Here is a 13,521-nt window from a genome sequence, read left to right on the forward strand (position 1 = left end):
AAGCATGTTCGACGCTGACGTCGCGGTCGTCGGGCTCGGTGCCTGGGGATCGTGTGCACTGTGGACGCTGGCCAGGCGCGGGGTGCGGGCGGTGGGGATCGAACGGTTCACGCCGGGGCACTCGATGGGCTCTTCCGGGGGCACGAGCCGGATGTTGCGCACCGCGTGCCTGGAACATCCTGGTCTGGTCCCGTTGGCTCGGCGTTCCCTGGAGTTGTGGCACGAATTGCAGTCCTCGGCGGGACAGCGGTTGATCGATTCCTCCGGTGGGCTGCTGATCGGACCGCGTGACGGCCACATCATCGCCGGAACGCTGGCGGCCTCGCGGGTGCACGACCTGCCAGTCCAGGTGTGGGATTCAAGGGACCTGCGTAATCGGATGCCGGTCCACGCAGGGCTGCCCGACCACCACATCGGAGTGTGGGAGCAGGGCGCCGGGCTGATCCGGCCGGAACGGGCGATCGCTGCCGCGGTGCGGATCGCCGAGGCCGCCGGTGCGCGGGTGTTCACCGACACCAAGGTCACCGGCGTCCAACTGGTCGCCGACGGCGCGGTGGTGTCAACACCGGTGCGCGACCTGCGGGTCCGGCAGGTCGTGGTCGCCGCCGGTGGCTGGCTGGGCTCCCTTGTGGACGAACTTCCGGTGGAGACGGTCCGGATGCCGATGACCTGGTTCGAGCCGATGGCCGACCGGGAACGGTTCTCGCTGGACCGGCTTCCGGTGTTCATGCGGCAGCTGGATGATGGCGTGTGCGTCTGGGGACACGGGATCCTGCCGTGGAACAACCCGCACGCCGGCCTTGTCAAGCTCGGTCTGGAGGACTCCGACGGCCGGTTTCCGGTCATCGACCCGGAGGCTTTCGACAGGTCCGTTTCGCCCGGGGACTGGGATCTGCTGGTCGAGCGGCTGCGCACGGCGGTGCCGGGGGTGCGGGAAGTTCCCGCCAGGGTCTCGGTCTGTATGTACACCCGCACCCCCGACAACCAGTTCCTGCTGGGCAGGCCGCGCCGCGATCCCCGGCTGGTGATCGCGGGCGGCTGCAATAACCACGGCTTCAAGCACGCGACAGGGGTGGGTGAGGCGGTCGCAGACCTCGTCATGGGGCGTTCACCCTCGTATGACCTCGCTTTCTGCGACCCCGACAGGTTTGGCTGATCATGCGATCAGGAGTTCAGCCGGGCGGCGAGCGCCAACTTGTCGATCTTGCCGACCGCGGTGTGGGGGAATTCCTCGACGAGGACCAGCCGGGTCGGCAGCTTGTAGGGAGCCAACCCGCGCTCCTTGAGCAACGCGGTGACCTCGCGCAGCGTGGGGGGTTGCCCGTGGCAGACCAGAAAGGCGACCGGGACCTCGCCGAACACCGCGTCGGGCTGGCCGACCAGTGCAGCACCCTTGATCGCGGGGTGAGCCAGCAGATGCCCTTCCACCTCGGTCGACGGGATCTTCTCCCCGCCACGGTTGATCTGGTCCTTGACCCTGCCGACGACGATCAGGTGGCCGCTGGGCAGCCGTCGCACGAGGTCGCCGGTCCGGTAGAAGCCGTCGGGGGTGAACGAACGCGCGTTGTGCTCGGCCGCCCGGTAGTACCCGCGCAGGGTGTAGGGGCCTCGGGTGAGCAGTTCGCCGGGCTCGCCGTCGGGTACCGGGTTGTCCTGCTCGTCGACGACGCGGATCTCGTCGTCCGGGCTCAGCGGCACGCCTTGGGTGGTGCACCGCAGCTCGTCGGGGTCGTCGAGCCTGGTGTAGTTCAGCAGGCCCTCGGCCATGCCGAACACCTGCTGGATCGGCACGCCGAGTTCAGGTGTGATGCGGCGGGCGAGGTCGTCGGCCAGCCGGGCGCTGCCGACCTGGAGCAGGGCGAGCGTGCTCAGGTCCGGGCGGTTCGCCTCGTACTCGTCGAGCAGGTAGGGCACCAGCGGCGGGTTCACCGCCGCGATGGTCACCTTCTCCCGTTCCACGAGCGAGAAGACGGTCTCGGGGCTTGGGTTGGGTGCGAGGACCACCGTGCCGCCCACGCACCAGGTGCCCAGGGCGCCGGGGCAGCACCAGGTGTAGTTGAACCCGATCGGAAGCACCGAGAGAAACACCGAGTCGCGGGTCAGTCCGCAGACCTCGGCACTGGCGCGCGCGTTGTAGGCGTAGTCGTCGTGGGTGCGGGGGATGAGCTTGGGAAGTCCCGTCGTGCCACCGGAAAGCAGCAACAGCGCCAGATCGCCGGAATCGGCAGTGCCGGTGGCGGTGGGGCCGGTGGAAGCGGGGCCGGTGGGGGCGGGGCCACCGCGCTCGACCAGGTCGGCGAAGGAGACGAAGTCGTGCTCACCCGGGTCGCCGACGACGATGACGTGCTTGAGCGATTCGGCGCAGTCCTGCCGGGATTTGCGGACCTCTGCGGCCAGCTCGCGGTAGTCCAACCGTGCGTGCCGGTCGGCGATGAAGTAGCCGACGGCTCCGGAGAGCCGCGCGAGGTGTTCGATCTCGGCTGCTCGGTGTGCGGGCATCGCGTGGACCGGGACCGCGCCCACGCGTTGGAGGGCGAACCAGCCGATGACGAACTCGGCGATGTTGGGCAGTTGCATGATGAAGCGATCGCCCCGGGTGACGCCCAGACCGCGCAGTCCGCGTGCGGTCCGGTCGACCTCGGTTTCCAGCGCTGCGTAGCTGAACCTGCGCTCGCCGTCGACCAGCGCGGTGCGGTCGCCATGTTCGACCGACCAGCTCGCGAGCAGCTGGTCGAAGGTGTGGCCCGCCCAGTACCCAGCGGCTCGGTAGCGATCCGCGTCGGTGTCGGGCCAGCCCGGCCAGTCCTGTGCCATCCGTCGTCCTTCGGGTCGGGCCAGCGGCGTGCTCTGGCCAAGGGGAGTCCACTTCTGGTTTGATAGCCTTACCGAACATGATTTTCATTCGCAATAGAGTTTGACGGCTCACCCGCTGGGATGGACCCGCCTGTTGCGGGAATCACTGGAATTCGGTTCGCCGCCTGCGCAACGACGCAGGGGTGCGACCGGGCGCGAGAACGGGGCACCATGGACGTTGGGGAGTTACTCGAAGCACTTGAACGCGACGGCGTCGTGTTCTGGGTCGAAGCAGGACAGCTTCGTTTCCGCGCGCCGCGCGGCACCCTCACTGAGCAACGGAAGTCCCTGCTGCGGCAGCACAAGCAGGCCATCGTCGAACGGTTGTCGGCGCCGACCGGGCCGATCGAACACGACTCCGGCGGCCGGCACGAGCCGTTTCCGCCCTCGGACCTGCAAGCCGCTTATCTCCTCGGGCGTGGTGATTTCTACGAGTACGGCGGCGTGGCCTGCCATGCCTATGTGGAACTGACCTACCCGGACCTCGACCCGGACCGGGCGCAGCGCGCATGGGACGCGCTGATCACCCGGCACGACATGCTGCGCGCTGTGGTGCACGACGAGGGCTACCAGGTGGTGCTCGAAAAGGTGCCCGCGCACCGCATTGCGGTGACAGACCTGCGGGGGCAGGAGGACGCAGCGGTCGAGGCGGCGGTCATGGCCACGCGTGCGCAGCTGTCGCACCGAGTCGCCGAGACCGATCGATGGCCCCTGTTCACCATCCGGATCACCCAGGGCGATCGCCGATCGGTACTCCACCTGTCCCTGGACCTGCTGATCGTGGACTACGCGAGCGTGCAGTTGCTGCTCGCCGAGTTCGACCAGCTCTACACCGATCCGGAGCTTGAGCTCGCCCCGCTTTCACTGACGTTCCGCGACTACCTGCTGGCCCGGCGCGGCAGGGCTGACTCCGCCGAGTACCGGCGGGACCGCGACTACTGGATGCGACGGGTGGAGACGATCCCACCCGCGCCCGAGCTGCCCGCTCCGGAGTGGGCGTTGGCCGCTTCGGACGGCGACGTGCGGTTCCGCAGGCTTGAGGACGAACTGTCCGAGGCGCAGTGGACGTCCTTGCGCCAACGCGCCGCAGGCGTCGGGCTGACCCCGTCGGCGCTGTTGCTGGCGGCCTATGCCGAGATCATCGGCCGGTGGAGCCGGGGACGGCGGTTCACCCTCAATATCCCGACCTTCCAGCGGCTGGACCTGCACCCCGACGTGCCCAGGCTGGTCGGTGACTTCACCTCGGTGGAGCTGCTGGCCGTGGACCTGACCGAGGAGGCCGGCCTCGCAGACAGGGCCGCGGCCTTGTCGGCGCAGCTGCTCGAAGACCTCGCACACCCGCTGTTTAGCGGGAGCGATGTTCTGGGCGAGCTGTCCCGGCGAGCGGGTGGCGAACCGGTGCTGATGCCGGTGGTGTTCACCAGCACGATGGACACCCCGGTCACGCCGGTCGCCCCGCGCGGTGAGGTCACTTACGCCATCAGTCAGACACCGCAGGTCTGGATCGACTGCCAGGTGATGCCGCGCGGCGAGCGGTTGGCGCTGTCCTGGGACACCCGCGAGGGCGTGCTGCCGCCCGGCCTGGTCGACGACGCCTTCGCCGCATACGTCGACCTCGTCCGGCGCATCGCCGAGGACGAGCGGGTCCTGCACCGGGCGAACGCGGTGGAACTGCCCGCGCACCAGCGTGAACGGCGATGTGTCGTCAACGACACCGCGACCGCGCTGCCCGGCGGGCTGCTGCACGAGCCGGTGATGGCCCAGGCGGAACGGACCCCAGAGGTGATCGCCGTGCGGACGCCTGGTGCAGCGGTGACCTACGGCGAGCTGGCGGGCCGGGCGCGGTCGGTGGCGGTCCGGCTGCGCGCCGCCGGAGTCGGCGCCGCCGAGCCGGTCGCGGTGGTGATGGACAAGGGCTGGGAGCAGGTCGCGGCCGTGCTCGGCACCCTGCTGGCAGGTGGTGCTTACCTGCCGGTCGACACCGCGCAGCCCGCCGCCCGCCGGGCGGCCATCCTCGCCGACGCCGGAGTGCGCCTGGTGCTCACCCAGCCGTGGCTGATCGATGCCGCGGATGCCGGCGGCGGGGCCGAAGTCCTCGTCGTCGATGAACGGACTTCCACCGAGGAAACGGTGTCCGCAACGGCCGCTGGCGACCTGGCCTACGTCATCTACACGTCCGGTTCCACCGGCAGTCCCAAGGGTGTGATGATCAGCCACCGCGCGGCCCGCAATACGGTGGCCGACATCAACGACCGCTTCGGCGTGGGCGAGGGCGACGCGGTCCTCGGCCTGGCCGGGCTCGGTTTCGACCTCTCGGTCTACGACATCTTCGGGCCGCTGGCGGTGGGCGCTACGCTGGTGCTGCCCGACGCGCAGCGCAGGGGCGATCCCTCGCACTGGGCCGAACTGGTCGCTGAACAGGGCGTCACGCTGTGGAACTCGGTTCCAGGGCAGCTGCAGATGTTGCACGATTACCTGCGTTCGGCACCGCAGTCGCTGCCCGGCCTGCGGCTGGCGATGCTCTCCGGCGACTGGATTCCGGTCACCCTGCCCGACGCGATCCGCGAACTGCTGCCCGAACTGCGGTTGGTCAGCCTCGGCGGGGCTACCGAGGGCGCGATCTGGTCTATCCACCACCCCATCGCAGGAGTGGACCACGCACGGCCGAGCATTCCCTACGGCAAACCCTTGGCGAACCAGACCTTCCACGTGCTCGACGAATCCCTGCGGGACTGTCCGGAGTGGTCCGTGGGGGAGCTCTACATCGGCGGAACCGGGGTCGCTATGGGCTACTTCGGTGATGAGGCCCGGACCGCGCAACGTTTCGTGACCCACCCCGCGACCGGGCGGCGTCTCTACCGCACAGGCGATCTCGGCCGCTACCTGCCCGACGGCGACATCGAGTTCCTGGGTCGGGAAGACACCCAGGTCAAGATTCGCGGTTACCGCATCGAACTCGCCGAGATCGAATCCGCCCTGCTCCAGCATCCCGGAGTGGCCTCGGCCGCGGTGGTCGTGGACGGCCAGCGCCTGGCCGCGGTCGTCGAACCCGCCCCGTCGGTCGAGGACGACGCGTCGGAGGCGGCGGATGTGGTGGCCGCCGCGATGGAAACGGCACGGCAGTCAGAGTCCGCAGTGGATCGGGATGCACTGGCGGCGTTCCTGGAGGCGTTGGACGACGTGGCCCTAGTGGCGATGGCGCGAACGCTCTCCGGCGGGGGCCTGTTCGATGACGGTTCAAGCCACGACAGCACGGAGATCCGGCAGGGGGTGCGCGTGAACGCGGTCAACGAACACGTTCTCGACCGTTGGCTGCGGTCGCTGGTCACGCACGGCCGGCTGACCCAGACCGCCGACGGCCGGTTCACCGGACTGGTAATTCCGGAAGCAGGGCAGTGGGAGCAGGCGTGGCAGCGGGTGGAGTCCGCGCAGGAACGCGCCGGGTGGAGCAGCGACCTGGTCGATGCGGTTCGCACCTGCGTCGACTCCCTCGACAGTCTCCTCAGCGGCGACCTCGACATCCGTGCGCTGCTGTACCCGGGCGCGCCCTCCGACGCCATGGAAGCCGCATACCGGGACAACCTGGCGATGCAGCACCTCAACCAGGCCGTCATTTCCGGGGTGCGTGCCATCGCCGAACAGCACTTCTGTGATGAACCGTTGCGGGTGCTGGAGATCGGGGGCGGTGTGGCGGGAACGGCAACCGACCTGGTGCCCGCGTTGGCCGAGCACTCCGTCGAGTACACCTTCACCGACCCCTCGCAGTTCTTCCTCGCGCAAGCGCGCGAGCGGTTCGCCGAGTTCCCGTGGGTGCGCTACGGGCGGTTCGACGTCGGCAAGGACATCCGCGCGCAGGGGTACTCGCCGAACACCTACGACGTGGTCGTGTGTGCGAACGTCCTGCACAACACCCAAGACGCGACCGCGGCGCTGGCGCGGGTCCGCGAGCTGCTGGTACCGGGTGGCTGGCTGGTGCTGCTGGAGAACACTCGCGACGACAACTGCGCGTTGCAGGTGTCCATGGAGTTCATGGAGGTGCGCAACGGGCCGTACCGCGACGTACGCGCCGAGCGCGGGCAGTCGTTCCTCACCGCCGAGCAGTGGTCGAGCCTGCTCGCGGAGGCCGGGGCCGAGCCCGCCGTGCTTCCCAGCCGGGAAAGCCCGCTGCACCAGGCAGGTCAGCACCTGTTCCTGACCAGGCTGGGGACCGATCGCCACCGGCTGAGCCCCGGGGAGTTGGCCAGGCATGCGGCTCGGATGTTGCCCGAATACATGGTTCCCGGGCACTGGCAGCTGGTCGATGCGCTGCCGTTGACGGGCAATGGCAAGGTGGACCGGGCGAAGATGCTGTCGTGGCTGCCTTCGGTGGGCAACAGCGGGTCGCCGGCGGCCGAGTCCGGGGAGCCGGTCGACGCGATCGAGCGCCAGATCGCCGCGTTGTGGGCCGAACTGCTCGACCGCGAGTACGTCGGCAGACACGACGACTTCTTCGCGCTGGGCGGGGATTCACTGCTGGTGGCCAGGCTCGTCGGGTTGCTCCGCGAGCGCGTGCCGGAGGTGATGACCCTGGAATGGGAAGTCGTCCTGCGGCACATGCTGCGCAAGCCGACGGTGGCGGCGCTGGCCGCGTATCTGCGCGGAGTCACGCGCGCCGGCGGGATCGGTGAGGACGCACCGATGAGCGTGAAGTCCTCACCGCTGGTAAGCCTGCACGGGTCGGGAGCCGACCCGGTCACCGTCCTGGTGCACGCGGGCACTGGAACCGCGATGCCCTACCGGTCGCTGATCACCGAGATCCGCCGCCGGTCGGCGGGCAACGCCATGGTGGCGGCGCTTGAAATCCCGGACCTGCAGGCTTTCCTTGATGCAGACCCAGATGGACTGATCGAGGTGATGGCCGCCGACTACGTGCGTGCCCTGCTCGACTCCGGCGCGCGCAGGCTGCACGTCGTCGGGTACTGCCTGGGCGGTCTGCTGTCCACTGAGATAGCACGCGGCCTGACAGAGGCGGGCGCCGAAGTCGAGTCGCTGACCGTGATCAGCAGCCACAGCCCGCGGTTCCGCCTCGACGACGAACTCCTCTCGGAGTACTCGTTCGCGGTCATGATGGGAATCGATCCGCGCGCATTGGGTTTCCCGGCGGACGAGGACCGAGTGGCCGCCGCGGCGGACGAGGTGCTGGCGGCCACGCCAGGAGTGATGCGCGAGGGCGGATTCGCCGAATTGACCGGAGAATTCGCCGACATCGGAGAGAACTTCCGCACGCTCGCGGACATACCGCGGCTGCAACGCATCACGCGCATGTGCGAGGCGGTGCCCGCGTCGGCGGGCATGTACGAGCCCGAGCACATGTTGAGGCTGTTCCAGACCTTCCGGCAGAGCGTTTTCGCGATCACCCGCTACGCCCCCGAGCCCTACGCCGGTGACATCACGTTCCTGCGCCACAGCGGCGCCTACCCGTTCCCCGGCAGCAAAGCCGCGGTCACCGAGCATTGGGAGGAGCTGACCCTGGGCGACTTGGAGATCGTCGACATCGCGGGCGATCACTTCAGCTGCCTGTCCGTGCAGCACTCGCCGGGAGTGCTCAAGCTGCTGACCGATCTCACGAAGGGGGCGGTCATCGCATGAACCTCCCGAGGGTAGGAGTGCTGGGCGCGTCGGGTGCGGTCGGCAGTGCCGCTGTCGCGGCACTGGGTGAGCTCGGCGGAGTGCGCTTGCGCCTCGGTGCTCGGCGCGTCGAGGCGTTGTCCGGCGCAGACGTGCGGCGGGTCGACGCCGAGGACCGGGAAAGCCTCGCGGAGTTCTGCGCGGGCTGCGACGCGGTCCTCAACTGCGCGGGGCCGACCTATCGCCTCAAGGATGCGGCCGCGGCCGCGGCCTTGTCCGCAGGCGCCCACTACATCGACGTCGCCGGGGACGACCCGGTGCTGGAAGAACTGCGCGCCAAGGGATTTCTCGATGGTGATGGGGTGGCGGTGGTATCCGCCGGGACACTTCCCGGGCTCTCAAGCATCCTCCCGCGCTGGCTGGCCGCCGGCTTCGACCGGCCCCGGACCCTGACGGCCCATGTCGGCGGGCTGGAGCGGTGCTCTCCGGTGGTGGCGGTGGACATGATGCTGTCGCTGGAGACCGGTGGTGCGGACGGGGCGGCGTTCGGCGAGCCGCTGGCGGCTTGGCGCGACGGACGGGTCCGCTCCCGGGCGCTGACCGCCCGGGAGCACGCCGAGGCACCGCATTTCCCGGGAACCGTTGCGCTGCAACCGATCCTGAGTAGCGAAAGCATCCGGCTCGCCGAGTCGCTTCGGCTGAGCGAACTGGACTGGCTCAACGTCTGGCCGGGAAGGCAGACCTGGACCTTGCTGAGCTCCCTGCCGTCGCTGACCGCCGGTGCGATGCCGCCGGAGCGGATCGCGGAGCGGATGGTCCGCGCGGCCGATCTCGATTTGGCCGGACGTCGGGAGTACTACCTGATGGTCTTCGCGATGACCGGGCTCGTCGACGGTAGTGAGACCGAGCGGACCGTGGTGCTGCGTGCCACCAGCAGCTATCGGCTCACCGCCACCGTGGGCGCGCTGACCGTGCTCGCGGTGCTGGAGGGCGCGGTCCCCTCGGGCGGGCACTTCGCGTGCGACGTACTCGATCCAGCGGAGGTCGTCGCGGGTCTCGGTGAGGCCTGTTCGATCGCCGACGAGTCCGGCATCGAGGAGGGAGTGCTGTGACGCTGCGGGTCGTGGTGTGCGGCACCAACTTCGGACGCCTCTACGTGAAGGCCCTGCGTTCACTGGAGCCCGAATTCACCCTGGCGGGCATCCTGAGCCGGGGCGGCGCCGCCTCCCGGGTGTTGGCCGAGCGCGAAGGCGTGCCGCATTACGACGCGGTGGAGGCGCTTCCCGACGACATCGATTTGGCTTGCGTCGTCGTGGGTTCGGCCATCTCCGGAGGTGCGGGCACCGAACTGGCCAAGGAGTTGATCGCTCGCGGGCTGCACGTCATGCAGGAACACCCGGTGCACCTGGACGAGCTCAGCGCCTGCCTGAAGCTGGCGCGCAAACGCGGAGTGCAGTACCGGGTCAACTCCCACTACCCACACGTCGGAGCGGTCAAGACGTTCATCGACGCGGCGACACGGCTGCGCGCACGCCAACGGCCCCTGTTCGTCGACGCGCTCAGTCCAATCCACGTGCTGTACCCGCTCATTGACGTGCTTGGGCGTGCACTGGGCGGGATCCGACCGTGGCGTGTGTCCTATCCGCCGGAGCCACCGGAGGAACTGGCGGTGCTGGCAGGCGGACACCATCCGCTGCGCTCGCTGTCGATGGTGATCTGCGGAGTGCCGGTTTCCCTGCGGGTCCAGAACCAGCTCGACCCCACCGACCGCGACAACCATGCCCTGCTGTGGCACCGGATCACCTTGGCCGCCGAAGGCGGAGTGCTCACGTTGGCCGACACGCACGGCCCGGTGTTGTGGAGCCCGCGCATGCATGCCCGCCGCGACGCTGACCACCGATTGGTCTTCGACGGCCCGTCGACCCGGCTGCCCAGCACATCGATCGTGCCGGGCAGCGAGGCGGGCTCGTTGCACGACGTGTTCGACAAGGCATGGCCGGATGCGATCGGACGGGCGTTGCGGGAGATGCGGGCGGCGATCACCGAGGGTGCGGATCCGCTCAAGGCCGGGCAGTACGACATCACGGTCAACCGGGTCTGGGCAGATGTCGCGCGTCGGCTCGGCCCGCCGGAGGTCGTCCGGCCGAACGAACCGGAGGTGCTTGCGGTCGCGGAGCTGACCCATGTGGAGCCGGAACCGGCCGAGGTGGAGTCCTACTCGTCGACGGCTGAGTTCTTCGACCTGGCCGCCGCGAACCACGTCCGCGAGCACAGCGCCCCTACCGTGCTCGCCGCACTGTCCGGTATGGACGCCGATGTCGGTCCGATCGTGGAGGTCGGTGCGGGCACCGGACTGCTCACCATCGCGATGGCACGCGCACACCCGCGTGCCGAGATCCTGGCCAGCGAACCGGCAGCGGGCATGCGCGCGGTGCTCACCAGCCGCGTTTTCGCCGACCAAGACATGCGGTCACGGGTCACGGTGACCGCCGAGCGGGCGCAGGAACTCACGCTTCCGGACCGGATTTCCGCCGCAGTGGTGTGCGGGGTCGTCGGGCATCTCCCGGCCGCCGACCGGATCCAGCTGTGGCACGACCTGGCCGCCCGACTGGCACCCGGAGGTGTCGTCGTCGTGGAACTGATGAGCATGGCCCGTCCAACGTCCGTGCCCGAAACCCGACTGGCCACCGAGACCATCGGCGACCAGCGCTACGAGTGGTGGTTGCGGGCTGAGCCGGAGACCGACGACGTCGTGCGGATGCACACCACCTGGCGGGTGCACGACGGTCCGAACCTGGTTCGCGAGGTCGGCGATTCCTACGACTGGCGTGCTTTCGGCCTGGACGTCGTCGCAGCCGAGGCACGCAGCGCCGGGCTCACGATGAAGCCGATGTCCGCAACCGGGTCGACACCGATCGGCCTTCTCACTCCCCATACCGGAGAGACCCACCGATGACCGAGCAGACGACCACCGAGACCCTGCGGCAGTTCCCGATCCGCCGCGAATGCCCCTTCACCCAGCCCGCCGCCTACGCCGCATTGCGCACCGACGAACCCGTCGCGAGGGTCACCCTGCCCACGGGCAAGCAGGCGTGGATCCTCACCCGCTACGACGATGTGCGCTCCGTGCTCGCAGACCCGTCGATCAGCGCCGATGCCCGGCACGAGAACCTGCCCGCACTGGGGCTGGGTGAGCGGGAGGCCGCCGCGAAGTCACGGCCCTTCATCCGCACCGACCCGCCCGAGCACACCCGATACCGCCGCATGTTGCAGGCGGAGTTCACCGTCAAGCGGGTGAAGTCGATGCGACCGGGCATCCAGTCCACCGTGGACCGGCTGATCGACGAGATGGAGGCGACCGGCCCGACGGCCGACTACGTCCCGGCCTTCGCCAACGCCGTGTCGACGTCCACGGTGCTGGAGCTGGCCGGGGTGCCCACAGCGGACCTGGAATTCTTCCGCGACGTCACCAGGATCTCCGGCGGTCGCAACAGCAGCGAACAGGAGGTCACCGACGCCCTGGGAAACATGTTCCGCGTGCTGGGCGAGCTCGTGGACCGCCGCACCACCGACCCCGGCGAGGACCTGTTGTCCAAGCTTGTGGTCAACCACCTGCTGACCGGCGAGGCCGACCGCCAGGAGGTGCTATCCACGATCGGCATCACCATCATCGCCGGACGCGAGACCACGACGAACATGATCGCCCTGGGCACGCTGTTGCTGCTGGAACGCCCGGAGCTGCTGGCGGCCCTGCGTGCAGATCTGTCCCGGGTGCCTGACACCGTCGAGGAACTGCTGCGGGTGCTGTCGATCGCGGACTCGATACCACTTCGGGTGGCCACCCGCGACATGGACGTGTCCGGTACCCGAATCCCGGCCGGGGACGGGATCATCGCTTTGCTCGGCGCCGCCAACACCGACCCCGAAGTGTTCGGCGCACCCGACGAGATCGACCTGTCCAGGGCCGGTCGGCACCACATGGCCTTCGGCTACGGCATTCACCAGTGCATCGGGCAGAACCTGGCGCGGCTAGAACTGGAGATCGCGCTGGGCACGATCCTTCGCCGGATGCCGGACCTGCGGTTGGCGGTGCCGTTCGCGGAGTTGGAATTCAAGCACGACGCCGCCACGTTCGGCCTCGAATCGATGCCGGTGGCCTGGTGATGGCAATGAGCTCACGATTGGGACCGTGGCTGCGCCGGTACGCCCCGCGCCCAGGGGCGGCGGTACGGCTGGTGTGCATGCCGCATGCCGGGGGAGGAGCGGGAGCCTACCGCGCGTGGGCGGCGCTACTGCCACCATCGGTGGAGCTGGTGGCGGTGCAGTACCCGGGGCGCGAAGACCGGTTCACCGAGCCGCTGGCCGAAAGCATGGACGACCTAGTCGAAGGCATCGCGGGCGCCGTGCGACGCATCGCGGACCGCCCGTACCTGGTGTTCGGACACAGCATGGGCGCGACTGTCGCCTACGAAACAGTGCAACGGCTGCGCCGACTGGGCGTAGTCGAGCCGGACTGGCTGCTGGTGTCCGGACGTCCCGCGCCACACCAAGCCGAACCCGGTGACGTGCACTTGCGCGACGACGACGGGCTGTGCGCCGAGCTGGTCCGGCTCGGCGGAACCGACACCGACGTGCTGTCCGACCCGGATCTGCGCGCCGCTGTCCTGGGCTACGTGCGCGGCGACTACCGCGTGATCGAGACTTACCGCCCGCGCCCGGAGCCGAAACTGACCTGCCCAATCGGAGTGTTCGTCGGCGACGCCGATCCCGAGCTCGACGTCGCCGGCGCGCAAGGTTGGCGGTCGATGACCGCCGGGCGAACCGATGTCGAAAGCTTCGAGGGAAACCACTTCTACCTCGGCCCGCGTCGGCAGGAGCTGATCGCGGCGATCTTGCGACGACTGGATCCGGCGGTGGCCAGAACGGGGCCTAAATGGGGCTCTAATGACGTGTCCGTGGGTGGTGGCAGCTGCTGGTTTGGCCCTGGAGATGGGGCACGCCGTTGCTGTGTCTAGGTTTCTGGCTTGTGAAGGTCAGGAACCGAGGAAACGGACAACGGCG

General features: G+C 69.0%; 7 protein-coding genes. 6 read left to right on the forward strand and 1 reads right to left on the reverse strand.

The genetic code is table 11. The features are described from left to right. The first annotated feature begins 4 nt into the window (after window positions 1-4). Window positions 5-1,156: an N-methyl-L-tryptophan oxidase gene (solA, locus tag ACWDKQ_RS21235; RefSeq protein ID WP_450140475.1), complete on the forward strand. Its 1,152-nt coding sequence runs from the start codon at window positions 5-7 to the stop codon at window positions 1,154-1,156. 8 nt (window positions 1,157-1,164) lie between these two features. Here the strand turns inward: solA and ACWDKQ_RS21240 are convergent, their stop codons facing one another. Beyond that, a complete protein-coding gene (locus ACWDKQ_RS21240) occupies window positions 1,165-2,814 on the reverse strand; it encodes a (2,3-dihydroxybenzoyl)adenylate synthase (RefSeq protein WP_450140476.1) in 1,650 nt (549 codons plus the stop codon). 210 nt (window positions 2,815-3,024) lie between these two features. On the opposite strand from ACWDKQ_RS21240, the gene ACWDKQ_RS21245 reads away from it, so the two are divergent. From ACWDKQ_RS21245 to ACWDKQ_RS21265, 5 genes are read left to right on the forward strand one after another with little or no spacing between them, the layout of a single operon-like run. Beyond that, a complete protein-coding gene (locus ACWDKQ_RS21245) occupies window positions 3,025-8,481 on the forward strand; it encodes an amino acid adenylation domain-containing protein (RefSeq protein ID WP_450140477.1) in 5,457 nt (1,818 codons plus the stop codon). Next, entirely contained in the window at window positions 8,478-9,572 is a 1,095-nt protein-coding gene (locus ACWDKQ_RS21250) for a saccharopine dehydrogenase NADP-binding domain-containing protein (protein WP_450140478.1), read from the forward strand. The genes ACWDKQ_RS21245 and ACWDKQ_RS21250 overlap by 4 nt, the downstream gene beginning before the upstream one ends. Next, window positions 9,569-11,416, forward strand: coding sequence for a Gfo/Idh/MocA family oxidoreductase (locus tag ACWDKQ_RS21255; RefSeq protein WP_450140479.1), 1,848 nt, complete (start codon window positions 9,569-9,571; stop codon window positions 11,414-11,416). Before ACWDKQ_RS21250 ends, ACWDKQ_RS21255 begins: the two co-directional genes overlap by 4 nt. Further along, window positions 11,413-12,624, forward strand: coding sequence for a cytochrome P450 (locus ACWDKQ_RS21260; protein WP_450140480.1), 1,212 nt, complete (start codon window positions 11,413-11,415; stop codon window positions 12,622-12,624). The genes ACWDKQ_RS21255 and ACWDKQ_RS21260 overlap by 4 nt, the downstream gene beginning before the upstream one ends. 5 nt (window positions 12,625-12,629) lie before the next feature. Continuing rightward, window positions 12,630-13,475 (forward strand): thioesterase II family protein, encoded by an 846-nt coding sequence (locus ACWDKQ_RS21265; RefSeq protein WP_450140481.1) that lies wholly within the window; start codon window positions 12,630-12,632, stop codon window positions 13,473-13,475. The last annotated feature ends 46 nt before the right edge of the window (window positions 13,476-13,521 follow it).

It is taken from the genome of Saccharopolyspora sp. NPDC000995, assembly GCF_053599315.1.

What these genes read in the sequence shown, in the direction of transcription:
- ACWDKQ_RS21250 (WP_450140478.1), top strand. Translation starts at nt 8,478, where the DNA reads ATGAACCTCCCGAGGGTAGGAGTGCTGGGCGCGTCGGGTGCGGTCGGC.
- ACWDKQ_RS21260 (WP_450140480.1), top strand. Translation starts at nt 11,413, where the DNA reads ATGACCGAGCAGACGACCACCGAGACCCTGCGGCAGTTCCCGATCCGC.
- ACWDKQ_RS21265 (WP_450140481.1), top strand. Translation starts at nt 12,630, where the DNA reads ATGAGCTCACGATTGGGACCGTGGCTGCGCCGGTACGCCCCGCGCCCA.
- ACWDKQ_RS21245 (WP_450140477.1), top strand. Translation starts at nt 3,025, where the DNA reads ATGGACGTTGGGGAGTTACTCGAAGCACTTGAACGCGACGGCGTCGTG.
- solA (WP_450140475.1), top strand. Translation starts at nt 5, where the DNA reads ATGTTCGACGCTGACGTCGCGGTCGTCGGGCTCGGTGCCTGGGGATCG.
- ACWDKQ_RS21240 (WP_450140476.1), bottom strand. Translation starts at nt 2,814, where the DNA reads ATGGCACAGGACTGGCCGGGCTGGCCCGACACCGACGCGGATCGCTAC.